The following is a 24,461-nucleotide window of genomic DNA, read 5'->3' on the forward strand; positions in this document are numbered from 1 at the left end:
AACAAACTCTCGGTGAATGTGTCGGCGCCGCGCATAATTTCGTGGTGGGTGAGCTTCTTACATCAACGCTTTTGCTATCCGTCGCGATGACTTCAGTGCGAGGTATTTCCGCAGCCTGCTAGGGCCGACGCTTCGCCACAGGCAAGTCAGTCGATCAGCTTTTGTTATATCAGTTGGAGTCACTTGGTATTGGACCGAGTCGGCGACCTTGCCTAAAGTTCGAGAACAGAGCGGTGTTAGTAAATGGTGCGTCAAATATTAGGAGATTTGTATGGCAGTGGAGAAGCCCCAGACCCAACTGGTTGGTCAAGGCCACAATGTTCATAGCCTTTATATCGGCGATTTTGATCCCGAGTTCGTGAGCAAACCTCATGTCACGCAGCGTCGCATGCATCAGGAAGGATTCAGTGAACAGTTTCTCGACGAGGCGCTAGAGAAGGTTCAGTACCCGCTGTTTGGCCGATGGGGGTTGATCGGCGAGAAGGGTGGGAACGATGTCTACGCCGAACGTTGCAGTGTCTATATCTTCGGCCAGTACTATGGCCGAGACGGCCTTGATCTCAAGATGCGCGGCCTGATGGTGGTATCAGCACTGGCTGTACTCATGCGAGAGAACGTGCTTCCCACGTGGGCAAATGCGTGTCGCAACCTGGGCTGGTCGGAGGACCAGCTCAAAGAGCTCGGAGCCCTCGTATCGCATATCGGCGGTTTTCCGGTATCGCGCGGCTCATTGATGATGATGGATGAAGTGTTCGAAAGGCGGCGGGGGCTCGTTGATGAACAGGCCAGTTCGTCCCCGCAGCCAAGTACGAGGGAAGACATCTACACTGTCGCATGCGAGATGGCGAATCGGCTATTTGGTAACCCCGACGGTGATTTCGACGACCTTGAACTTCCCCCAGGGGATGACTTTCGGAAGGAAATGGTCACTTGGGTTTTCGGATATCTGTTTTCGGAGCGCAATCTCATTCCGGTGGAGACGAAGGTACTGACCGTCATCGCAATGTGTACGGCACTAGGACGCACGTGGATGGCTCAACGGTGGATTTCGGCCGCGCGAAGGATCGGCTGTCAGCGCATCCAGGTACAGGAAACAATCATCACGGCTGCCCTCTACGGCGGCTGGCCAAGCGCCCGAGTGGCACTGGCAGCCCTTGCTACCGAGTGGCCGATGGACACGGAATAAAGGACATCAAAATGAAAATGACAACGACAGTAAAAAATGCGGCTCTAGACGGCAGCGACTTCGCCCCGGGTCTCCGAGAGTATTTTGAATATCGAGACACAGGAGTTAAGGAAGCGACTGGTGGTATGTATGCTGCACATGTCATTCGCGCGGTCGCCGGCAAAGAAGTGGAACCTCTGTGGCATACCCACACCGTCGGATTTCAGCTGTTCTTCGTGCTTCAGGGTTGGGTCGAGTTCGAGTATGAGGATATCGGCGTGGTCAGGCTGGAGAAGGGAGGGTCGGCATTTCAACCACCAAACGTGCGCCACCGTGAGCTGCGACACAGTGATGATCTGGAGGTTCTGGAAATTGTATCTCCCGCTGCGTTCGCGACGAGCATTGTCGAAGAGAAGTAGATCAGGTGACTGGACAGAGATGCTGACCCAGAGGCGACTCGTATGAGCAAGATGTATAACTGGAATCAACTACCCCGGGAAGAGGTGCGCGAAGGGGTTGAGCGTTGTGGATTTAGAGGTCAAGACGCGATTCTCGTGATGAACTGGATTTCACCTGGCATGACGGTGAGGCCACACTCGCACAAGTTCGAGCAAATCGTCGTTTGTATTCGAGGCGAGTTTGCCTATCACGTGGGCGAGGAGACCTTTCATATGACAGCGGGCTCCATGCTGCGAGTGCCACCTAACACGGAGCACTACGTCGAGCCGATTGGATCTGAGGTCGCTTTGAATCTCGACATTTTTTCTCCCGTGCGTGAAGACTACTTGCACCTTGTGGAATATCAGGTCAATGAATTTTCAGGGGAAATTGTGAGGCTGCCCGATGTTTAATCCATCTACGCTGCGCAAGCGATTAGTCGACGGGAAACCATTGCTGGGAACATTTGTAAAAACGCCCTCTCACGCTATCGTCGAGGTAATCGCCAGATCGAACCTTGACTTCGCAGTCATCGACGCAGAGCACGCGCCATTCGACCGCGCACAGATAGACATGTGTGTGCTGGCAGCTCGCGCATGCGGGCTCGATGTTCTCATCCGTACGTCGGGGTCTTCTGCGCCGGAAATCCAGAATGTGTTGGACTTGGGAGCAACAGGCGTAATCATCCCCAAGGTGAACGAGTCTCGTACCGCGCGCGAAGCGCGACGTGCGGCATCGTATGTCGGCGGCGGTCGCGGGTACTCGAATTCGCCCCGTGCTGGAGGATATGGTTGCTATGACATGAACGCACATATCGAGCGGGCCGACCGGGAGGCTACCATCATCTGTCAGATTGAGGACGCGGAAGCTGTAAACGGTGTAGATGCGCTGGCAGCGCTTGCAGAGGTGGATGGATTCCTCATTGGGCGTGCTGACCTTGCAGTCTCCCTTGGTCTCGACTCTGTCGAAGCGCACGTGGTCAACGAGGCTGTAAACCATGTAGCCGCCGCGTGCAAGGTAGCGGGAAAGCCGGTAGGCATCTTCGCAGCTGATCGCGAAGAGGCAGCTCGCTACTTGGAGCAGGGAATGGATTTTATTGTGGTGGGCTCAGACCAGTCAGCAGTGTTAAGGCACTTCCGCAATCTGGTGAGTTCGCTTGCGAACTAGTTGAGTGTTCTTTCGGTGAAGTTAGATATGGCTACGAAATGGGATCAAGAGGCGGATGTTGTTGTCGTCGGCTCTGGGGCTGCAGGACTGACGGCTGCAATTTTGGCACATGACAATGGCGCTCGCGTGGCCATTGTAGAAAGAACGGAAAAAGTCGGTGGCACCACCGCTGTTTCTGGAGGCGGGATCTGGATTCCCTTGAATCATCGGATGGCGGATCTCGGCTTCACAGACAGCCGAGACGATGCACTTGAGTATTGCAAGCGGCTTTCGATGGGACGTGTCGACGATATCTTGATCGAAACGTTTGTCGATACGGCGGCAACCACCATCCGTTACCTTGAAGAACATACGCCGCTCATGTTTGGCGCGATGACCGCACCTGACTATCAGCCGGAGATACCGGGAGCCCGGCTTGGCGGGCGATCGATTGAACCTCAGCCCTTCGATACTGGGTTGCTTGGCGAATGGCAGAGTAAGTTGCGCCCGCCCAATGCTTTTGCATTTCCAATCACGCGGCAAGAAGCATTCGGCAAATACGACGCGTTTTATCGTCCATGGACGATTCCACAGGATCTCGCGGCTGAGCGGATGATGAGTGGAGTTGTGACCCTGGGTCAGGCGCTGGCTGCTGGCCTTCTAAGGGCGGTTCTTGATCGGAATATTCCGATCATTCTTGAGAGTCGAGCAAGAAAGCTCGTCGTCGAGAATGGCCGAATCGTCGGGGTCCTTGTTGAATCTGCTGACGGTTCGAAGAGAGCCTTTGGCGCCAAACGCGGCGTGGTGCTGGCCAGCGCAGGTTTTGAATGGAATCGGCAACTGCAGGCGCAATTTCTCCCAGCTCCCATCGAGAATCCGAACTCACCGCCTTTCAACGAGGGCGATGGTCTGTTGATGGCGATGGAAGTCGGCGCCTCGCTGACGAACATGAGCGAAATTTGGCACTACCCCTCTCTTATGATCCCCGGTGAGTCCTACGAAGGGAGGCCTTTGTCCCGAGCCATCGTCGCAGAGCGCAATGGACCTCACGTGATCTGGGTCAATGCAGCTGGCAAGCGATTCGTGAATGAGGCAGCAAACTATAACTCTATGGGACGCAAGCTTCAGGAGATTGCAACTGATGCCCCGGTTTTCAAGAACTTGCCAGCATGGGCAATCCTCGATGCTCAGTATCGCTCCAAGTATGTCCTGGGCACGACGATGCCGGAGGATCCGGACCCGGACTGGCTCATCAGTGCCGGGACGCTAGAGGGTCTGGCTGCGAAAGTGGGAATCGACGCGGAAGGGCTCCGTGCGACCGTCGATCGATGGAACGGCTTTGTGAGCGCCGGGGTCGACGACGATTTTGGCAAAGGGCGCAGCGCCTTCGACCGCTTTCAGGGGGATCGCGAGGCGGGCATCGCAAACCTTGGCACAATCGAGAAGCCTCCCTTCTACGCCATTCCGATTCACAGTGGCGCTTTGGGCACAAAGGGCGGCCCGAAAACTAATCACAAGGCACAGGTGCTGCACGTCTCGGGCGCACCGATCCCTGGTCTGTATGCGGCGGGGAATGTGGCCGCGAGCATAACGGGCCCCGGATATTACGCGCGCGGCGCCACCCTCGGTCCAGCTATGACGTTTGGCTATATTGCGGGCATTAATGTCGCGCAGGAGTCCGACTATGTATCCAGCGGTGGGTCCAAATGATTGCCACTGAACGCGATATCCTTGTCCGCGCTGACGTTAGCGACGTCTGGCGATTTGTCGAGACTATTGGAAACTGGGCGAACCAGATGCCCGGATACATGAGTCACGATGAGCTAGACCGTGACAACTCTGTGTGGACACTAAATGTTCAGATGGGGCCATTCTCACGCCCCGTGGTCATCAACGTAAAGGTTAACGAGTGGGTGATAAATCAGGCAGTCGAGTTTACGTTGAAGGCGCGCCAAGAGCCATTCCATGGCAATGGATCATTTCATATCACTGATAGCCCAGCAGGGACCGCTGTAAAGTTGAAACTGGCCGCCGAAGTTACCGGATCGATGAGTACGGTCTTAACGGCTATGGCACACCCCGTACTACAAAGAGTCGCGGACGAGTTCTCCCGCAATCTGTCCAAAGCCCTCGGGGGGGCAGTTGCTACTTCCCCTAGCGGGAGTGAGAGAAGTGTAGATCGCAATAGCGGAGAAGTTAGAATGTGGACGCGGATCCGTAGATGGTATCGGAGCTTTCTTCAGCTATGTGGAAGGAGGGCGTGACATAGCAACCGGGGGGGCGCAGAACGGGGCAACGCTTAGGGAAGTCGTGAAAATCGTCGTCGCGCTGGGCGTTCTATCAGTGGCACATATGCCATTTCGCGAGGCCGCCGCACAGGGTGACGCGGTTGAGATCGGGGTTATAGTCGACATGTAGGGCCCTTCTCTGATATTGACAGCCATGACAGTGCGGAGGCATGCCTAGCGGAAATCAGCGTGGCGTCCCCTGGCTTACTGATTTTCGGCAGAATCTCGAGACGGAGACAATCCTGCTTGATAAATGAAGCGAGTCGAGAGATTCGTTGAATGATCTGCTTCGCGTGATCGGCCGTTGTGGGCTCGACGTGGCGGTCGAGAGCGGAAGAAGCGAGGCAGAACTTGTTCCGGGCGAGGCAGCGCGCAGAACTCACGGCGCTGACTCCGCGCCGCCAGCCAGCGCCGGGCGCAGGTTTTGCGGGTCGAAATCGTGCGGCGCACCGCCGACTGAGTCGTCGACAATACAGCCGTGCCGACGCTGCAAGTCAAGTACCACGCGCCTCGCCGGACGCTTCCCCGAGGAGTGTTTGGACTCCGGCTGGTTCTTATCGATGGAGGCCGCGAGGTGGAAGCGAGAACTCTGGCGTGAGTACTGTGACAGGGTATGTCCATTCTGCGTTGTAGTGGATGACACCGGCAGCGTTTGCCCGCAATTGCGCGATCTGTGTCGCCTCGACCGCCGCCGGTTTGGGACGGCGGTGCGTTCAGGCACCCGAATAGTGGCCCGTCTATCCTATGCCGGCATTCGCGTCGAACATCGTCATGTAGTAGGTTGTCAGAAAACTTCGAGATTCACGGTGCACCGGCCTTTCCCGGCCGCTACATCGGACGCGGCTCGCGGCCATCTGACCGGATCCCAACGCCCCGTAGGCGAATCGCTGCACATATCTCCACGCGATTACCGAGATGCCCGCATGGCTGTGACACGCCACATGACCTTGTGGCACAGTAGTACTAGACATAAGCGACGATCACATTTGGTTATATCAGTAGAAGCCTCTTGGTATTGGACTGCGACTATGACCTTGTCTAGAGTTGGATGATCGAGTGGTTCTAGCATGCATAACAAGGCGCACAAGAGGAGACAACGATGAGAGGAATCGCGAAGGTCGTCGTAGCGTTGGCCGTTTTGTCTGTGACATGTATGCCCGTTCATGAGGCTGCCGCACAGAGTGCTGCAATTACGATCGGGTTTATAACCGACATGTCTGGTCCATACTCCGATATTGACGGCCCAGGCGGCGCAGAAGCCATCCGAATGGCGGTCGCCGACTTCGGGGGCAGTGTTGGTGGGAAGAGAATCGAGCTGCTCGTGTTCGATCACCAGAACAAAACGGACTTAGCCGCTACTAAATCCCGAGAGTGGATTGACCAAAACGGAGTGAACGTATTGTTCGGGGGCGGCGCGTCGGCGGCGAATCTGGCCATGGCCAGAGTCGCGGCTGAGAGAAAAACACCCTTCATCGTCAATGCAGCAGGAACCACGCGCCTAACAAATGAGGACTGTACGCCATACACAATTCACTACGCGTACGACACGACCGCGTTAGCAAGGGTTGCTGGCGAGGCTACCGTGAAAGATGGCGGGAAGACGTGGTTTATATTGGCGCTTGACACCGCATTTGGTGCGTCGATGACAAAGGACGCAACGAAGGTTATCACTGAGAATGGCGGCCGAGTCGTCGGCATAGCCAGGCATCCCGCAGCGACGTCGGATTTCTCGTCGTACATTATGAAAGCGCAGAGCAGCGGGGCAGAGATACTCGGTCTGGCAGATGCGGGTGCTGATACCGTCAACGCGATCAAATCCGCCAATGAGTTTGGAGTTACTAAAGCGATGAGGATGGTCGGCATGTTGATGACAGTCTCCGACATCAAATCGTTGGGTTTGTCTCTAACGCAGAATATGTATCTGACAGATAGCTGGTACTGGGATATGAATGCCGAGAGCCGAGCGTGGTCGAAGCGATTCTTTGAAAAGATGAGGAAGATGCCGTCTGGCGTTCAGGCAGCCATATATTCATCGACGTTGCAATATCTATCCGCTGTAAAGGCGACAGGTAGCACGGACGGCACTGTCGTCGTCAAACAGATGAAGAGTAGCGGAATCCACGACATGTTCACGAAGGACGGATACATTCGCCCAGATGGTCGAATGGTACATTCGATGTATCTTATGCAGGTCAAGGAACCTCGTGAGTCAAGATACCCATGGGACTTTTTTAAAGTGATTAAAGAGGTTCCGGGGGAGCGTGCCTTTACGTCAAAATCCGAATCAGTCTGTTCGCTCTGGAAGTAGAAGGATATGGCCGGGCCGTGATATTCTGAAATGCATTTGCGTTAGAAAATCAGTACATACCTCTGAGAACAGCGGGAACTCTCTGTGAATGTCGTCCTGCTCGCGTGCCATTTGCAATTGACTGGTGCCGGCGCCAAGATGACCGGGATGACCCGCGGAATAGCAATTGGCGCGATAACCATAGACTGCACACCCGGGTGGTCGTGCGATCATTAACGCAAAGCGTGATACGTAAAGGCTCCTCAGGAGAGCAGCGAACACGATATTTTTGCGACTTGAAGGTGCGGCGCATGAACCACCATTCGGGGGAGCCACGTTTTGGGGCGGGATATGAGGTTTGAAATATCACTGCGGGAAGGCGATTGATCGCGTGCTGGTCTTTGCGACGCGCCCTTTGATAGAACAATTGACGCAAGGGAGCTTACTGTTCTGATGACGATTCGCGGACTGTCGATTCTGGTCTAAACGGATAAAGCGGCTGAACCCGATGGTGGCGGCTCTGTTCGTATTTGATGGCCAGCGTTGCGGCTGCATGAAGATACTCGGGTGGGGCGAAATTATGGCTCTCATCGTCGAGCAACTACACCGGTTGCTTGACGGGCCCTACCCTGCCGGGACCTACCCTGCCGCTATCCAAAAACACCCACGACGGTGTGAAGGGCGGATCGGCTGAGCGGGCGACGCACGAAGACGGTCTAATCGACGATGCCGAGTGCACTCGTGCGGGATCGTAAGTATCCCGCTTTACTGGCAGGCTAAGCAGCTGCGGCGCTTCGGTGGCGACATCTCATCGAATACGCTGGCCGCACGCTTTGTTCGCGTCGGTTTGGAGGACGGGTTCGTCATTGGTCGCAAGTGCTGGCCGCTCGCTGATACGGTTGCCTGTGTGCACGCCAGTGCGAATCGCCATTCATCGTAGAGTGCTGTAAGCCGAACTGCACCGATGTATACCGCTATTTCGTCGCACTCTTCGAGAATTCGCCGCTCGTTGTAATGGCCGACAACTAACCACGCTCATGCCTTGGAGCATACCAGCATCCGAATCTCCCTCGGTCTGATACGCGTTGCTAATTGATCGCCTACCTAGGAAACCACGAAGCGACTTTTGTCTGCTAGGCGATTCGTAAGCCGAAGGAATTCTTCGGGTTGTCTGTAACCGGCGTTTCGGGGGGGTGCCCCTATGTGATTCGTCAAGCAGTAGAGGCGGGTTTCGGTTGGTAGAGGGTGCCGTCGCGCAGCATGGCGAACAGCACGTCGCAGCGTCGTCGGGCGAGAGCGATGAGCGCCTGATTGTGGCGCTTACCCTGTTGGACCTTGCGCGCGTAATAGTCCCGTGAGATTGGGTCGCGCAGGGCAGCGAAGGCAGAGAGGAAGAGCGCTCTCTTCGGCACCTTGTTACCCCGTCGGGACGGATGTTCGCCTCGAATGGATGAGCCCGAGCGTCGGGTGACCGGGGCGAGGCCGGCGTAGGCAGCCAGGTGCGCGGCTGATGCGAACGCTTTGTGAGCGACTTCAGTGAGGAGTCTGGCGGCAGTCCTGACGCCGACTCCCGGCACGCTGGTCAGGACCGGCCAAAGAGGGTGTGCGTGAACCATGCATTCAACTTCCTCGCGTTGCTTGCGCGAGGACGCGAGCTGCTGTGCAAGACGCGGCATGACGATGGTTGCTGCCTGAGTACCGGGCACGATCACCGCCTGTTCGCTGAGCGCCTGGACGATTTCGGCAGCCAAGCTTTTGCCCATGCGAGGTGCGAGTTTGGTGAGGCGGTTGGCGAGTGATCTCTCGCTGGCTGAGGCGAGCTCGGCGGGTGAAGGGTATCGCTCAAGCAGATCAAGCACGGCCGGATGGTCGAGGCGCGGTCCCAGAACCCGTTCTAGCGCCGGATGGATCTGGGTGAGCAGGCCACGAATGCGGTTGCTGGTCTGCGTGATCTGTGCCGCGAGATCGTCGTCCAAGCCGCACAGCATGGTGAGTTCGGCGAGCGGTTCGTCAGCCAATCGAAGTGAGCGCAGCGTATGCGGCATCGAGCGCGCGGCTTCAGCAATGATGGCGGCATCGCGGGCATCGGTCTTGGCTTCACCGGCGTGCAGGTCGGCGATGCGGCGCATAGCCAGACCCGGTAGATACGCGACCAGGACACCTTCATCACGGGCGACTGCCACGGGCAACGCGCCGATGGTAGCGGGCTGATCGACGACGAACAGGAGTTGGCCGTGCGTCTTGAGTTCGGTGATGAGGGCGCGCAGCTTGACCTCATCGTTGGGCAGTGCCTTGTTCTACAGGCGCTTTCCAGTCCGATCGAGGGCGACGGCGTGATGGTGGCCTTTACCGACATCGACGCCGACGAATACGTCGACGGAGCTATGTTGTTGGTTTTCTTGCATCGAAGGTTTTACAGGTTGAACGGTTTGGCCTGCAACATCGGTGGCAAGTCTCGGCATCCACGTTACGGACGGCCTCAAGATATCGCGGCCGAGCCCCTATTAGCGATCACCAGCCACCCACCAGGCCCGGTGACAACACCCCCCGGATCATGACTGCGACTGGGGGCGAGAATCATGCCGGGCCTAGCTGGCCAAATCCTCGATTGTCGAGGAGTGAAGATAGTAGCGGGGGCATCGTTACGTGAACTCTCAGTCGCCTAGGGGGGAAACCCTTGGGCTCGCGACGGAACCGCGCAAAACAGCCGCCGGCATTCTGTTCAACATGCTCAGCCCGCAGTTTGTGGTTGACATAGGCCAACCTCGTTATTACTATATAAGTAATGCGATTACGTATAGAGTAATCCAGACGAAACCCTCTTGGTATCTTTTCGCAATCACAAAAGCACAGGAGATGTCGGTCGTGCCACGCTTGCAACAGGTCCACCGGGACGAAGTCGAATCGGTTCGTGTGCTGGCAGCATATGACCGGTTCTTTGGTGATCGCGATCCGGTTATCTATCCCGGTACACCAAGCGGCGCGCCAGGAAACTGGTGGACCGTCTTCGCCCTTGATCCGCGGCTTTCTGAGCTGGTTCTTGATCGGGTTGAGTGGCAGACCGCTCCTCAGCGGCGCATTGATCCGCTGTTGCGCGAGTTGTGTTTAACGCGGGCCGGATGGGCGCGCGGATCGAAGTTTGTCTTCTCTCAACATTGCAAGCGATTGCGTAAAGTCGGTGCTTCGGACGAGCAGGTCTCAGCTATACGCGACTGGGCGAGCGCGACTTGTTATTCGAAAAGGAGCGTACGGTACTCGGCTATGCAGACGACCTTCTCCTGGCAGGTGGTCGTCTGGGTGACACACGCTTTGAGCGACCCCGCGAATGTCTCTCCGATGCCGCAATATTGGAACTGACATACGCGATTTGCACCTATGCCATGGTGTCTACGGTGAGCCGAGCCCTGCGCCTGGAACACGACGATCTTGAGGAGCCAGTGGTCGAGTTCCAAAAGACTGGAAAGCGGGCGGCTGATTAAAGGTGTACATCAAGGACAAACATAATGGAGTTGTTAAATGAATAGGAATCCTAAATTCGAGTTTCAAGGACTTGATCATATAGCTCTGGTTTGCAGCGATATGGTTGCGACGGTTGACTTTTACCATCATCGTCTGGGCATGCCGATTTTGCACACGTTGGAGTATTTCGACGATAAAGGAGAGCTGATCGGGCAACATTGGTTCTTCGGCGTGGGTGACTCCTCAAACCCCGATGCGCATATTGCGATGTTCTGGTGGAAGAACGGCTATCAATCGATCACGTCTAGCGATATGCCGGTCATGCCGAAGGTCAGCAACCCGCGTGCAAGGCCCATTGGAGCGATGCTTCATCTTGATCTTCGGGTAGATCCAGATCGAATTGAGGAATACTGTGAAAAGCTCACGAAAGAGGGGATTGATTATCGTCACATCGTCCGATATCAAGATGCTAGTCTTCCGCACGGGATGCGGGGAACGGTTAGTGAGAACAAGTATATGCGTCCACGCGAGGGAGCCCTGATGGACTCCGTGTACTTCTTTGATCCTGACGGGATCCAAATCGAATTCAATGCGTGGATGCCGGAATGGCGCGCCTGGCCAAACGACGCAGTAGCGAGATCCTAGTGGCTAGCCGGCACGTGACAGCTCCACGCGCGCCCTACAAATCCGCCAATGTCGTTCAACCGGTCGCGAAGAGCGATGCAAAATATAGACATCGTGACTGAACCAAAAGCGATTGCCCCCCGTAAGACAGCAATCCTCGCAATGGATTACCAAGCGTCCATCACTGGCTCCCTTGGGGGTTCCATGGACTTCATTGACGCGGCGCGTAACGCCATTGATGCGCTGCGGGAGAAAGGTGGACGCATTTGCTATGTACGCGTCGCATTTGAGGAGTCTGACTACGACCGTTTTCCCGCGCATAGCGCAATGGGTGCACGCATCAAGGCTGCGCGTGTGGATACGTCCAACGTATCCCCTAAAACCGCTGTGCACGCTGCTATTGCACCGGCGAGCGGTGACATTGTGGTGCGAAAGACTCGAGTTGGCGCGTTCTCGACCACTGACCTCGATGCCCAACTAAAGACGCTCGGAGTGGAGACCCTGGTGCTTGCTGGCGTCCACACAGGAGGCGTGGTACTTACGACAGTACGGGAGGCACACGACTTGGACTACCGTGTAATCGTTCTGTCGGACGCATGTGCAGATCCCGACCAGGAAGTGCACGACTGTCTCATTTCAAAGATCTTCCCGCGCCAGTCGACCGTAATGACAAGTGCAGAGTTTGAGGCACATCTCGAGATTCTCTAGTTTCAGTGCAACCCAAAGTAATTCATAGGAGCCGATCATGCTTGAGCCCAACGATAAGCTTAGTATTATTGACCTTTATCGTGCATACAATAAATCAATTGATGAAAGTGACCCATCTGCATGGGCCGACACATTCACCGCAGATGGCGTGTTCGCACATCCGGTCAGGGAGTATCGTGGTCGCGCAGAGCTCGAGAGCTTTGTGAAGGAGCGATCGGAGAAGCTGCCAGCGCATCCGGTTATGGAGCAACAACACTGGAACGACGAAATCCGTCTGGAGGGCGGTAGCGGCGAGGCGACGGGTGGCTGCGCGGTGCTCGTTGTTGGAGTCGATCGCGCAACCGGCAAGCTGGCCATTGTCGTTCACGGCCTCTATCAAGACGAATTGGTAAAGGTTAACTCATCTTGGCGCTTCCGCAGCCGCGCATTGCGAGTTCTCTAGCTGTGAGCTTATCGCCCGTCGTCGGTTTCTATGCGAAAGACAGGGCGGCAAAAGAGCATCTCGTGGGAATGTAGTCGAGGCGCGATCGCAGGTCGTCGATGCGATCGCGAGTCAGCGGAGCCGTCGATTAACGACAGTGCCAGCACAGTTTGGTTGGCTCTCAGCGAATAGCCGTGCTTCTCCAGCTTCATCGGATCTGAAATGAAGAGTGCAAGTCAGTTGACTTCTAGCAGCAGTCGGCTACTCGGAATTGAAGTGAACGAGATTCGGTCGGCGTGGCGGATCATCCTCATTGGGATGCTGGGTATCCCTGCTGCTCCATCTATCTTCTTTCTATACTGCTTCAGCTCACTCAACCATCCATTGCATTCGGCCTTTGGGTGGTCGCGGCCTCAGTTGCAACTTGCTCTAAGCTGCTTTTGCGTCGGAATCGTGATTGCGTTCCTCCCGGTTGGATTGGCTAACAGTCGGTGGGGATTGCGACGGGTAAGGGTTTCTATTTTGACTATTCGACGAATGCATCTAGTAAAGATAAACCAAATTGATGATTTGTTTCGTTAAACGATATTCTTTATATACTAAAATATAAACGGAGACACTAGCATGAAGAAGGTAGTTTTCACGGCGCTCCTACTGGGCGCGTCAATGGGATCGGCTCAGGCCGCGAGTAGCGTTACACTGTACGGGATCATCGACGATGGCCTGAACTATATCAGTAACGCGGGGGGCGGCAGACAGATAGCGCTGAGCAACTCAGCTGGCTTCATCCTCGGCAGTAGATGGGGATTGAAGGGCGTCGAAGATCTCGGCGGCGGTTATTCTGCGATCTTCCAGCTTGAAAGCGGCTTCAATACCAGCACAGGAGCTCTGACTCAATCGGGATTGTTCTTCGGACGCCTTGCCTACGTCGGGCTGGCATCAAATGAGCTCGGCAGCTTGAAGTTGGGGCGCCAAACCGTTAGCCTTCTTGACTATGTTGGACTACTTGTACCTTCTGAGACTTGGGCAGGAACCTTCGGAGCCCACGCAGGCGATGTTGACAATCTGGACAGCTCATTCCGCCTTAACAATGCAGTTAAATGGACCAGCATTAACTACAATGGCCTGACATTCGGCGGGATGTACGGGCTCGGCGGACAGCCGGGCGATTTCAATCGAAACTCGGGCTTCGGCTTTGGCGCGCTATACTCAGGTGGAGCGTTCAACCTTGGCGCTGCATATCAAGACTGGCAAGACCCCTACCTCTCACAATTTAACAACGGCGCGAATGCGCCCGCCGCGATAAGCTCACCAATATTTAGCGCGTACAGTTCTGCTGGTAGCTCGAGAATCTTCGCGACCGTCGCGACATATGACTTGGGTAATTTTACTCTAGGCCTGGATTACTCAAACACGCGGTTCGTGGATCTTGGCGCCAATCCTGGCAATCTGGGTGCAAAGCCGGGCCTCCGTGGAACAGCTGCCTTCAATAACGTTGAGCCATTCGTAACATTTCACTTGTCTCCATTCACAACGTTGGCCGCAGCGTACAACTACACCAGGCGAAGCTCCGTCAATTCAGATGGTGGTGCAACGTACAACCAGGTGGCGTTGGGCATCAATCATCTTTTGTCGAAGCGCACGATGGTGTACGCGACAGCAGTCTACCAGCATGCTTCCGGGGTCAATTCTGGCGGCGGCTCTGCAGTTGCGAATCTCACGTGGGCGAGCCCGTCTAGCAACAATCATCAGGTTGGTGTCAGATTGGCATTGCAAACGAAATTCTGAGTTTGTTTATTGTCGATGGTGACTTAACGGACTCTGCGTCGCCCGGCTGATATACATGTTTCATTTTGCCTTTTGTTAGGCTGCCAGAGGTGCTTGAAGTCTGTCAGGTTAGCAGGGTGTTTGTTCAGATATTAGTTTTCTTCAGCACAGCGCGATTTCGTGTGACTGGAATACTGCTATTCGATTGAGGATATGGAATGAACTCGGTGCCATTGGAGCGCTACGACCGAACAATGATCGGGCTGCACTGGTTGATAGCTATACTGATCATATGGGGTTTCTGTCTCGGCTGGATTATGACGGATATACCCGGCTTCACTCCAGCAAAGCTTCGATACTTCTCGTGGCACAAATGGATCGGTGTAACGATCTTTACACTGACGCTGTTCCGCATTGCGTGGCGTATCAGCCATCGGCCGCCGCAAACGGCAGTCCGCGAGTTGGGTTGGCAGCGTACAGCGGCTGGCCTGGTGCATCTGAGTTTATACGGCCTGATGCTGGTCATTCCGATTTCTGGATACCTATACAGTTCGGCTGCCGGGATACAGGTGGTATATCTTGGCTTGGTTCCACTGCCTACCATCATTGAGCCGAATCAAGCCCTCAAGGCGACTCTGCGAACGGTACATTTAATTCTCAACTACAGTCTGCTTTCACTTGTTTGCCTTCATTTTCTTGCTGCACTTAAGCACCAGTTCATAGACCGAGATGGAATTTTGAAGAGAATGGTGCCGTTCATAAAATAAATATTGTTCGAGAGTGGTCAACGCTGGTTACGTCTATGACGTGTTGGAGGATATATGAAAGGTTTTTTGGTGGCTTTTTTGATTACGTTGGTTGCCGTGCCGGGCGCCCGAGAGACTTACGCTGGTCAACCGCAGATCGATATGAAGCAAAGTAAGATCACGGCCACTTCTACGCAGATGGGCGCACCCGTCGAAGGGCAATTCCGTAAGATCGATGCCCGGATAGATCTGAATGCAGCAAATCCCGTCGCGTCGAGCGCGAAAGTGTCCATCGAGACGGGAAGCTACGATTTGGGCGACCCTACATACAACGAGCAGGTTCAAGGTAAGGACTGGTTTGATAGCGGTAAGTTTCCCGTTGCAACTTTTGTCTCGCAGTCGATTAAGGCGATCGCTGGCGACAAATACGAAGTTATGGGAGTGCTAAGCATTAAGGGGACTTCGCGAACTGTAACGGTTCCCGTATCCGTTACTCAGAACGGTAGTTCGACAATATGCGACGGGAAGCTGACCATCCGGAGGAAGGAGTACGGCATTGGGTCGGGCGAGTGGACCGACACATCGGTGGTAGCAAACGATGTCGATATTCGATTTCATCTCGTCAGTTTCGTGAAGTAGCATAATTCTTATGTGGGAGACTAGCTTGAACGGAAGATATCTGTGTGCTTGTGCGGCGGCTTGTGCTGCTCTTTCAATCACCGCACAAGCAGTGGAGGTCACGTACAAACTTGACCCAACTCATACGTATCCGAGTTTTGAAGCGGATCACTATAATGGGGTGTCGATCTGGCGCGGGAAATTCAACAAGAGTAGCGGCGTGATGTTGCTTGACCGGGCACGGCAGAGCGGGGCGCTGGATGTCACGATAGATATGTCATCAGTGGATACTGGTAATCATCAGTTAGACGATATCTTGCGATCGAAGACTGTTTTCGATGTCGACAGCTATCCTGTGGCAACCTACAAAAGCACAGAGGTCGTCTTTAAGGGCGACGTACCTGTAGCCGTTCTTGGGAACCTGACGCTTCATGGAGTAACTATGCCCGTAGAACTAAAGATTCAATCTTTCAAGTGCATCGAGAGTCCGCTGTTAAAGAAAGAGGTATGTGGAACTGAGTCAACCGCAGTTTTTGATCGGAGTGATTTCGGCTTGGCAATCGCGAAGGACCATGGATTTAATATGAACACAACTCTTCATATTCAGGCGGAGGGTATCAAACAATAGAGGCGCCGCGACGCCTCGGTGAGCCTTGGCGTGGTTAAAAAGCTTTCGGCGACCCGCTTTCAGTGCCTGATGCGATGGCTACCCTCGACTTTCGGTTGGTCCGTCAGCCCCGATGTGCAAGCGCGGCTGACGGTCAAATTCCGGAGATGACGCGCCAGACGTGTCCTGCTATCTGATCGGCGGCTATTGACTCGCCTCAAGCGGAGAGACTCCGACACCTCCATGTCGCTGAGCTTCGCGTGCCAGGTGTTGAGCGACGCATCACCAAATCCGTGCTTCCTGGGCGGTTCGCTAATTGGCATACCTAGGCCTCCTTCAGAAACCCGATGATTTGTTCTTCCTTAAAACGCATCTTCATGTTCGTCTTCTTCTCCGAGAACGAGCTGTACTAGACTCTGGATGGCCCGGTTTGCAGGGGCAGGTCAACGTGCCACTTCGTCGCGTCTTTTTTATGGGCACGACGGGCGGCGTATTCGAGGTTGCATGGGCAGCGCTTGGAGGGTGGTTGCATAGGCGGGCGTTGGTCGAGCCAACCGAGAATCGTTGGCTTCCAGATTTGATCCGAGATTCATATGCGCCTAGCGATGGTGTTTATCGATCGCCGCGCATGTCCGGTGAACTACGCTACGCAGGTTAGACTTGCAGCGCACGGGTAGCTCGCCTCCTGCGGGAGAGCGGGCCGACGCGATCGGGGCCGGGTACACCTGGCCGGATGGGTGATCTGGTTAGTGGCAGTTTCGAGGCCTTCAACCGGGCGGCGTAACGCGAGACTCGCATGTTGACGGAGGGAAAGCCAGTCAGCGAGGCTCACTTCTGTGCGTCGACACTCAAGGGCACATTTAAGACGCGAGGTCAGGCTTTTGCCGAATAACCGAGTGCTTTGGAAACCAGCCCAGCGGCTCTCTGCAACCCCTTTGCAGTTGTGCCAGACCACGAAGAATCAAACTCGCCAGCAGGACCGACAACGCACAGAGCAGCCACAAGCTCACTGCTGCCATCGAATATCGGGGCGCTTAGTGCGTGAATCGATTTCGATTGGTCATCTGTGATACGCGCTAGGCCGCGCTTGCGTATTTCGCTGAACAGTAGCTCTGCCTCATCAAAATTAGTGGGGAAGCCCGGCTTAGGATGCGGATCGTATTGTGCAAGTTCGCGCGCTAGCAGGTTCTCGGTTCTTTTACGAGGCATCCAGGCGCCAAACGTGCGCCCAATGGCTGTTCGAAAGAGGGGTAGAACGGCACCCTCAACTGCGGTTAGCATCACGAACCGCCCCGCAGTTTCCTTCAGTACGATGGTCGGCCCGTTGTTCCAAATTGCCAGAATGGTTGTGTGACCGAGCGCTTCGCAGAATTCATGCATCATTGGCTTGGCAACGCGGATAACGTCGACTGTTGAAATGGCAGCCAAGCCGAGGCGCAAGGATAGTGGGCCGAGCCGATACCTGCTGGTTTCGGGATCCTGCTCAACATAGCCCATACGGCACAGGCTCACAAGATATCGGTGAGCCTTCGCGGGATGCATGCCGATCCTCTCTGAGAGATTCTTCAACGTCGGCATTGGCTCTGCATCAATGAAGCTAGTTAGCACCTGCAAGACAGTTTCGGCAGCTTGCACCCCATGCTTTGCATCTGTATCTTCGTTACCATTACGCGCACTCGGCATAGCTCTTCCTTCTTTGATTGGCACAAACGCAAATCAGTGTTGTCGCACAGATCGTTACTATACGCGTCCGCGCAGAGTTTGCCGCGGGAGTTGCGGGGATTTCGGACGGAAATGTTACGCAGCCGAAGTGGAACAACCTGGAAGTCGTAGTCTAATGGGGCGTTGCGGTCGAAATGGCGTTCTGGGACCGCAAGGTCCGGCATATTCCCACATTTTTTTGGCGAGGAGCGGATCGGCCCGCAGGTGCATCGAGCCAAGGGGCATTCTTCGCAGTCGCTGCCTGATCAGATCAATCTGAAGCATCCGTTGGTGTAATCAGTCGATTGGATTAACTGGGATCGGTTGCGGCTTGAGATGCGTCGGAGCTTCGTATTCGGCAATGGGCGCCCTGCGTGTCTATTTGAGATCTGTACCCGCGTGGCAGCGTGAAATGAGTCCCTTGGCCAACATTCTTACGCAGAAGACCTAGTGACCTGTCACCGCTTGCGGCATGAACTGTCCGTCACGATCATGCCGAAGATTAGAGCCGCAGGCTCTCCTCGCCTCCGTCGGGAACTGGAATTTGCAGATGTCGAGCGCTGCTCTCAATCGACCGGCGTGTGCCAGCGAGCGCGGCCTTTTTGACTGACGTGCGTGTCGGTAGATGTTGCTGTTGGGGGGCTGTCGCCGCATCAGCCGGAAAAAGAGCCGAACAAGTGTGGCGGAAAAAGATTTGGGAAGGGTTCACCCAGTTCCGCGAGAGCCGGATATTGTCCAGTGTCGGGAGCAGTTACTGTGTGCCGCCCTTCGTTTCCCAAGTGCCAACAGGGCAATCGTCTGCTAGCACCTTTGGTGGGCCATATGCCGTGGCCACCAACGCACCACAAGAGCCATGACGACGGTGTCAATGGGTGAAATTGGGTGGCCGACTTTCTCTCCACGGCTTTAACTGCATTTGGAAAAATGCTAGACCCTTCACAGTCTATGTTGCCGTTAGACGAACTCCGCGCATGATCGGCCGCAATTTCCGAAGTCACGATAGCCGTACCCCGATGGCACTGGTCCGACCGCCCGGCTACCTTATCTTACATTTGTAGTCGGCGATTCGATGCGATCGCGTGCGACCTGCACAGCTAAGCGACCTGGCGCTAGGTTGAGGGTCCGGTATCACAGAGCTTGAATGCCGATACGGCACCATGCAGATAACCGGTCTGTTCCTTAAGCGATAGTGCCGCAGCTGCAGCTTGTTCGACTAGCGCCGCGTTCTGCTGGGTCACCTGATCCATTTGCGTAACAGCCTGATTGACTTGCTCGATTCCCTTTGACTGCTCGTCGGATGCGGCGGCAATCTCGCTCATTAAGTCGCTCACTCTTCGCACCTCCCGCAAAATGGCGATCATCGTCTCGGTTGCCCGATGGACTTGTCTCGCACCGCTCTCGACCCGACTCACTGAATCTGCAATTAGTTCTTTGATCTCCCTGGAGGCACTAGCGCTTCGTTGTGCAAGCGCGCGCACTTCGCTGGCGACTACTGCAAATCCTCGCCCCTGCTCGCCTGCGCGCGCCGCCTCGACCGCAGCATTTAACGACAGAATATTTGTCTGAAATGCAATCCCTTCGATCACGTTGGTAATCTGAGCGATCTTGCCGGATGAATCAGACAGCGCACGCATGGTCTGTACCGCTTGCGCCGTAGCCTCATTGCCCTGCTCAGTGAGAAGCGCTGTGCCGGTGACGACCTGGTTGATCTGGTTGGCGTTGTCGGCATTCTGACGAACCCTCGACGCCAATTCCTCCATTGACGCGGCAGTCTCCTCCAGCGACGCGGCCTGCTCCTCCGTTCGTTGAGATAGATCGATGTTGCCGGCCGAGATCTCATGGGCGACGGTATCAATTGTCCGGCAGCCGTCCTGCACGACACTAAAGCCTGAGCCAGCTTGCGTTGCATCATCTGCAGACCGGCCATCAGCTGTCCCATCTCATCGTCCGTCTGAACCTCGACATGGGTGGTCAGGTCGCCGTCAGCAATCGCCCTGAAGTGTCGAAGCGCCTGTTCGAGCGGCGCGCCAATCGCCCGCTGCAGCGACCACCATGCGAACACTGCTGCAGCTACTGCCGTTAGTGCCCCGGCGATAGCTATACCGACAAACCAGTGGAACCGGATCTGCGCCGAGTCAAACGTCGCCCGCGCAGCGTTTACTTGGATGTTACCAAGTGAGTCCATTCTGCCGGAGACTTCAAAGAACAGCGACGGTGGTAGGCGCAACCAGACATCGACGATTCTAGTTGCGTCACGAGTGGCAATTGCGTTGAACATCGGCTCAAGACCGCTGGTAACGAATGCGTCGAACTTCGTATTCGCCTCGGTCGCTCGGCGCTCTTCATCAGGTCCGGAGAACGGCAGCGCGCGATATGTGTCCAACGCCCTCTGCGATGCGTTCAGCAGATTACGCGCGGCTCGCGCTTCCTCAGGCACTTGCGGACTGGTCGGATCAAGTGCGACGCGATACAGCCGAAGGCGAGCTCTTGATAGTGCTATGTTTGCCTGAGCTAGTGCCTCGGAGGAGGCTAGACGGCCGGCATAAAGTTTCTTCACATCGTCGTTGCTCATCGATACCCCGGCGATACCCATGGCGCCGCCGATTATCAGCAGTACACCCAAGAAGCTCATCGCCAGCGCTAGGCGGACACGTATGCTTATGGTTTTGAACATGTTGTTGGAAGAAGTTGATTCGGATGAGCCAATCCTGTTGGGCTCGCATGCGATCGAGCCGACGCCCCTCAACTGGGCTGGACGCTGATGATGCCGGCACCACGAGTGCATGAACCCGGAGTCGCGACGCGCAACAGGCCCGTCCCGCTTGCTTTCTTGCTCTAAGCCACCATCGGATACACTCGCTATACCGTCAAAGCTGGAGTCATTTCCCGCCGACTTACTCGGCGGAATCACTCAAGCCGCTTGTTCGTCAGTCGGCATCTTTGTAATAGACCGAATCGGCGACAGGGCCCGAAGAGGCAACGGGAGCGCAAATTGCTGTGTGCGTGCGATTGACGGGGAGCTCTCGACTGCAACTGTACGCGGCCAACTGGTTGCAACATGCCTGTTCCAGTCTGCGACCTCGACCATTGATTTCTAGTCGCTAGTTGTGTCTGCACTTGCCGCGATCACAAACTCGATCTGGGCGCGACGCGCGGTCTTGCGCCGAGGGAGAGAGAGACGTTAGCGTACAATCTTGCGTACCGCCGTTGCCAGCCATTAAGACGTCTCTCGTGCTCTGCGAGTCGAACGTTGTGGCCATCAATGGCGATGACTAGCGCGGCAAAGTCGTGCCGGGTCGCTGCAATCGACAGTATGCCTCCGAGCACCGACTTTCCCCAATACACGGACGGTCGACACATAAGTCGTCAACGCGGCAAACCCCGCTTGCAGATACTGCGACCCAGAACTCATCCGCCCGCGCAAGTCACCACTCCCATGTAGATCAGGTCGCGTTCACCATATTCCTTCCCCCATCGAACACAGAGCGTTGAAATTTTGGATATCGGCCCAGTGTCAGCAGGAGTGCGGAGGCAGCACTACAAAATGCGCTGCAAACAATGAGTGAGGACGTGTATCCTCCGGTTGAGGCATACATGCGACTGAAAAGGAGCGGAGCGAGCATGCAGGCAAACGAACTACAAGAGGCCAGTGTTCCGAAAAGCCTGCCGAAGTCACAGGTGCCGAAGTAGCGCGACACGAGATACGCCGCCGTATCAACTTCGGCTCCGGTACCGATACCCAATAGGACCATCGCAATCACGAGCATGGTGGACTCTTCTTGGCCTGAAGTGGCAAGGATTGCGCAAGCAAGCGCAGGCAGCAGAATGACGAAGGAAAGGACTGCGGGAGCCCAGAGCCGATCGACGAGGTATCCCACAAGTGGTCGACTTGTGAGTACCGCGATCCCATATGCACTTACGATCGCGGCGGCGTCAACCGCAGAGAATCCTTTGTCGCGCAGCAATGGCACTGCGAAGCTGACCATTGAAAGACTCGCCGCCGAAGCCAATGAAATCGCCGCCACGAGGACCCAATATCTCGTCGCTCGAATCCCGTCCGCATAGCTCAAACCGGATTGCCGACCAAGTGCTTCACCAGGCGCAGCGGACGACTCACGGAGAACCTCACCTGGCACCTTGAACCAGCACAATGTCAACGGCAACACGACCACAACCGGAACAATCGCGAGAAACGCGAAACCGATCTGCCAGCTCCAGCGATTGATAAGCCAGGCGAGCACCGGCGGATAAACAGACGCTGTCAACGCAGTACCGCAGAAAATCACTGACAGTGCAAGGCCGCGATTTCGCTCAAACCAGAGAACTACGAGATTGGACCACGTGAGCTGTTGCGTTCCCATTCCAACAATGGGTGCCACGAACGCCAAGGCATAGAGCCACCAGATGGAATTCCCGATGAACGGAAATGACCCCCAGATAATCGCAGTTCCGATCAGCGACAATACTGTGACACGACGCATCCCCCAACGGCGATTAAGCCATCCAACCACAAGGAACGCGACGATGACACCGCCGAAGAAGAAGCTCAGCGCCAGTTGCAGCTGGGGACGACTCCAGCCGAACGCTGCCTGCAGGGGCAGTGTCAGTGAGCCGAAGCTGTAGAGGAAAACGACTGACGGAGCTACGGAAAGGCCGATCACCCCAACGACGAGGATTCTCCATGCAAGACGTATTTCGGCAACATCAATCCCGAAAGAACGCTCAGGGATGGCTTCAGATTGCTTAATGATTGACATTGCCGATCCAGTTAAATTGATATTTCATAGTCAACTGCATAGGAGCAGCCATTTGCTCGCACGGTGTGAAGACTAGTCAGTACGCCAGGTGATGCGAAAGCGGTGGGGCCTCGAAGACAGTGCTTAGGCACAGAGATCACTTCTCACCGTGGCTTTCCAATGAAAGTATTGTCGATCCATCGCGTGGTATTACAGCTTAACGTCTCGCCTGAGGAACTGGCACCTCAACCACGGGGTCGTCGAAGTCGTCGTACTCGAGACGCAATGCGCGGCTCATCGTTGCGGACATGTTATACGTACAGATCATGTAGGTAAGTTCCAGGATCGCGACGTCCGACAGAAATTTACGGAGGCACTCAAAACGCTGATCGCTGCAGCGACCACCCGCCAGAACGAGGTCATCGGCATATCCGAGCACGGTCCGCTCGACCTCCGAATAGCAAGGCGCACTTGACCATGCGGGAATTGCTGCCACCTGCTCCTCCGTAGCGCCCGCTTTGCGCAGCCGCTTGCAATGCTGCGAGTAAACGAACTTTGATCCACGTGCCCAGCCTGTGCGTGTCAGGCATAGCTCGCGGAGCAATGGAGGGAGTTGCCGCTGCGGGCTTGACTGCCATTCATGGCGATCAAGCATGAGTTCGACCAGCTTTGGATCAAGTGCAAAGACTGTCCACCAGTTTCCCGGCGTTCCGGTCTCCGTGCCCGGTTGCGCAACCGGATCGCGATCGCCAAAGAACCGGTTATATGCGGCCAGCACCCGGGCCGATTCGACTTCATCGCGAGAGACTTGCTTCAAACGCGGCATGATCAACATCTCCTGTGTTTCCGTCGCCTGCGAACGGATTTTGATTTACGTAACGCGATTACGTATAGAGTAATAACGTTACGTAGATCATAATTTCGACCGTTGCCGATGTCAATGCGGGTCAGCCCGTCCCAGCGGGATGTTAGGGTTTCTCGCCGCGGATTCTTAGGGTTCTCGCCTACAACAGGTGACAAATGGCGAGTACGCACTGGACGTCTTTTGCGTCGCGCCAACACCACGGCCGTTGAAGCTCACGCCTTCCGCCTCCCGCGCGGGTTCGACGCGCGCCACGCATGTCGCCATGACGGCGTGCCCTCAAGATTCGGACTTACTGGGATGGTCCACCCACTTTTCATCAGGCGGATACTGAAGCCCCGAAACCCGTATGTGAGGTCACCGTCATGAACTCCGCCAATTCGCAAGTGATCGGCATCGACGCGGGCAAGAACTGGTTTCATGTAGTTGTTACGGACGCGAATGGTCATCAGGTCGACCGGCGCAAGCTGGCACGTGGCGCACTTCTGGAAATACATGGCGCAGCGGCAATCGGGACTGGTTGCAATGGAGTCATGCGCCGGAACGCAGTTTGTGGCGACCAGGATGCAGGCGCTTGGCCACGACGTGCGACTTGTTCCCGCCCAGTTTGCTACCCCCTTTTGTGCGACTTGTTCCCGCCCAGTTTGCTACCCCCTTTTGCAAGTCGAACAAGAATGACTTTAACGACGCTGATGCGATCGCAGAAGCTGCCATCCGAGGCCACATGCGGTTCTCCCGCGTGAAATCGGTTGAAGAGCTCGACATGCAGGCTCTTCAACGTGCCCGCGATCGAATGATCCGCGAACGGACCGGGCAGATCAATCAGATCCGGGCGTTTCTCCTCGAGAACGGCGTCACGATCGTACAAGGCAGAGCGAACTAGCAGCA

General features: G+C 55.5%; 21 protein-coding genes and 3 pseudogenes. 18 read left to right on the plus strand and 6 right to left on the minus strand.

All coding sequences use genetic code 11. The features are described 5' to 3' along the window. The first annotated feature begins 271 nt into the window (after positions 1 to 271). From FVF58_RS42090 to FVF58_RS42120, 8 genes and pseudogenes are all read left to right on the plus strand, one after another. Positions 272 to 1,186, plus strand: coding sequence for a carboxymuconolactone decarboxylase family protein (locus tag FVF58_RS42090; protein WP_149675551.1), 915 nt, complete (start codon positions 272 to 274; stop codon positions 1,184 to 1,186). An 11-nt stretch (positions 1,187 to 1,197) separates the two neighbouring features. Beyond that, positions 1,198 to 1,584, plus strand: a complete 387-nt coding sequence (locus FVF58_RS42095) for a cupin domain-containing protein (protein ID WP_149675552.1) — start codon at positions 1,198 to 1,200, stop codon at positions 1,582 to 1,584. Between the two features lie 42 nt (positions 1,585 to 1,626). Continuing rightward, on the plus strand, positions 1,627 to 2,016 hold the full coding sequence (locus FVF58_RS42100; RefSeq protein ID WP_149675553.1) for a cupin domain-containing protein: 390 nt from the start codon (positions 1,627 to 1,629) through the stop codon (positions 2,014 to 2,016). Then, the gene (locus FVF58_RS42105; RefSeq protein WP_149675554.1) at positions 2,009 to 2,770 is read left to right on the plus strand and encodes an HpcH/HpaI aldolase family protein; all 762 of its coding nucleotides are present in this window, start codon (positions 2,009 to 2,011) and stop codon (positions 2,768 to 2,770) included. The genes FVF58_RS42100 and FVF58_RS42105 overlap by 8 nt, the downstream gene beginning before the upstream one ends. Before the next feature lie 27 nt (positions 2,771 to 2,797). Next, positions 2,798 to 4,459, plus strand: a complete 1,662-nt coding sequence (locus tag FVF58_RS42110) for an FAD-dependent oxidoreductase (protein ID WP_149675555.1) — start codon at positions 2,798 to 2,800, stop codon at positions 4,457 to 4,459. Further along, entirely contained in the window at positions 4,456 to 5,013 is a 558-nt protein-coding gene (locus FVF58_RS55020) for an SRPBCC family protein (protein WP_149675556.1), read from the plus strand. Before FVF58_RS42110 ends, FVF58_RS55020 begins: the two co-directional genes overlap by 4 nt. Positions 5,014 to 5,552: 539 nt before the next feature. Continuing rightward, positions 5,553 to 5,667 (plus strand): annotated as a pseudogene (locus FVF58_RS53565) (integrase core domain-containing protein); the annotation flags it as partial. 469 nt (positions 5,668 to 6,136) lie between these two features. Beyond that, on the plus strand, positions 6,137 to 7,345 hold the full coding sequence (locus tag FVF58_RS42120; RefSeq protein ID WP_149675557.1) for an ABC transporter substrate-binding protein: 1,209 nt from the start codon (positions 6,137 to 6,139) through the stop codon (positions 7,343 to 7,345). Between the two features lie 1,190 nt (positions 7,346 to 8,535). Here the strand turns inward: FVF58_RS42120 and FVF58_RS42130 are convergent. Continuing rightward, a pseudogene (locus FVF58_RS42130) lies at positions 8,536 to 9,729 on the minus strand (IS110 family RNA-guided transposase). Positions 9,730 to 10,189: 460 nt separating this feature from the next. Here FVF58_RS42130 and FVF58_RS42135 point away from each other — a divergent pair. The 8 genes from FVF58_RS42135 to FVF58_RS42170 all read left to right on the plus strand — a co-directional run bounded on the left by FVF58_RS42135 (position 10,190) and on the right by FVF58_RS42170 (position 16,295). Further along, the gene (locus FVF58_RS42135; protein ID WP_223191208.1) at positions 10,190 to 10,681 is read left to right on the plus strand and encodes a carboxymuconolactone decarboxylase family protein; all 492 of its coding nucleotides are present in this window, start codon (positions 10,190 to 10,192) and stop codon (positions 10,679 to 10,681) included. Between the two features lie 159 nt (positions 10,682 to 10,840). Beyond that, positions 10,841 to 11,428 carry a VOC family protein gene (locus FVF58_RS42140; protein WP_149675559.1) on the plus strand — a complete coding sequence of 196 codons (588 nt, stop codon included), beginning with the start codon at positions 10,841 to 10,843 and terminating at the stop codon, positions 11,426 to 11,428. Between the two features lie 75 nt (positions 11,429 to 11,503). Then, on the plus strand, positions 11,504 to 12,115 hold the full coding sequence (locus tag FVF58_RS42145; RefSeq protein ID WP_149675560.1) for a cysteine hydrolase family protein: 612 nt from the start codon (positions 11,504 to 11,506) through the stop codon (positions 12,113 to 12,115). A gap of 37 nt (positions 12,116 to 12,152) precedes the next feature. Next, on the plus strand, positions 12,153 to 12,557 hold the full coding sequence (locus FVF58_RS42150) for a nuclear transport factor 2 family protein (protein ID WP_149675561.1): 405 nt from the start codon (positions 12,153 to 12,155) through the stop codon (positions 12,555 to 12,557). Positions 12,558 to 13,160: 603 nt separating this feature from the next. After that, positions 13,161 to 14,324: a porin gene (locus FVF58_RS42155; RefSeq protein ID WP_149675562.1), complete on the plus strand. Its 1,164-nt coding sequence runs from the start codon at positions 13,161 to 13,163 to the stop codon at positions 14,322 to 14,324. Positions 14,325 to 14,521: 197 nt separating this feature from the next. After that, the gene (locus FVF58_RS42160; protein ID WP_149675563.1) at positions 14,522 to 15,070 is read left to right on the plus strand and encodes a cytochrome b; all 549 of its coding nucleotides are present in this window, start codon (positions 14,522 to 14,524) and stop codon (positions 15,068 to 15,070) included. 54 nt (positions 15,071 to 15,124) lie between these two features. Continuing rightward, complete coding sequence (locus tag FVF58_RS42165) at positions 15,125 to 15,688, plus strand: YceI family protein (protein ID WP_149675564.1); 564 nt, start codon at positions 15,125 to 15,127, stop codon at positions 15,686 to 15,688. Between the two features lie 25 nt (positions 15,689 to 15,713). After that, the gene (locus FVF58_RS42170; protein WP_246217448.1) at positions 15,714 to 16,295 is read left to right on the plus strand and encodes a YceI family protein; all 582 of its coding nucleotides are present in this window, start codon (positions 15,714 to 15,716) and stop codon (positions 16,293 to 16,295) included. A gap of 852 nt (positions 16,296 to 17,147) precedes the next feature. Here the strand turns inward: FVF58_RS42170 and FVF58_RS42175 are convergent. From FVF58_RS42175 to FVF58_RS54560, 3 genes and pseudogenes are all read right to left on the minus strand, one after another. Further along, positions 17,148 to 17,957, minus strand: coding sequence for an IclR family transcriptional regulator (locus tag FVF58_RS42175; RefSeq protein WP_149675566.1), 810 nt, complete (start codon positions 17,955 to 17,957; stop codon positions 17,148 to 17,150). Between the two features lie 1,127 nt (positions 17,958 to 19,084). Beyond that, a complete protein-coding gene (locus FVF58_RS54555; RefSeq protein ID WP_342802440.1) occupies positions 19,085 to 19,852 on the minus strand; it encodes a methyl-accepting chemotaxis protein in 768 nt (255 codons plus the stop codon). Between the two features lie 74 nt (positions 19,853 to 19,926). After that, a pseudogene (locus FVF58_RS54560) lies at positions 19,927 to 20,649 on the minus strand (Tar ligand binding domain-containing protein); the annotation flags it as partial. Here FVF58_RS54560 and FVF58_RS51940 point away from each other — a divergent pair. Further along, positions 20,567 to 20,737: a hypothetical protein gene (locus FVF58_RS51940; protein ID WP_188131117.1), complete on the plus strand. Its 171-nt coding sequence runs from the start codon at positions 20,567 to 20,569 to the stop codon at positions 20,735 to 20,737. The pseudogene FVF58_RS54560 and the gene FVF58_RS51940 overlap by 83 nt on opposite strands. 681 nt (positions 20,738 to 21,418) lie before the next feature. Here FVF58_RS51940 and FVF58_RS42185 read toward each other — a convergent pair. Together FVF58_RS42185 and FVF58_RS42190 are read right to left on the minus strand one after the other, a co-directional pair. Next, entirely contained in the window at positions 21,419 to 22,732 is a 1,314-nt protein-coding gene (locus tag FVF58_RS42185) for an MFS transporter (protein WP_149675567.1), read from the minus strand. Positions 22,733 to 22,928: 196 nt separating this feature from the next. Further along, positions 22,929 to 23,537, minus strand: coding sequence for a carboxymuconolactone decarboxylase family protein (locus FVF58_RS42190; RefSeq protein ID WP_149675568.1), 609 nt, complete (start codon positions 23,535 to 23,537; stop codon positions 22,929 to 22,931). A 658-nt stretch (positions 23,538 to 24,195) separates the two neighbouring features. On the opposite strand from FVF58_RS42190, the gene FVF58_RS52350 reads away from it, so the two are divergent. Next, a complete protein-coding gene (locus FVF58_RS52350; protein WP_246217454.1) occupies positions 24,196 to 24,456 on the plus strand; it encodes an IS110 family transposase in 261 nt (86 codons plus the stop codon). Positions 24,457 to 24,461 lie beyond the last annotated feature (5 nt).

The organism is Paraburkholderia panacisoli (genome assembly GCF_008369935.1).
In the GTDB taxonomy this organism is placed as follows: domain Bacteria; phylum Pseudomonadota; class Gammaproteobacteria; order Burkholderiales; family Burkholderiaceae; genus Paraburkholderia; species Paraburkholderia panacisoli.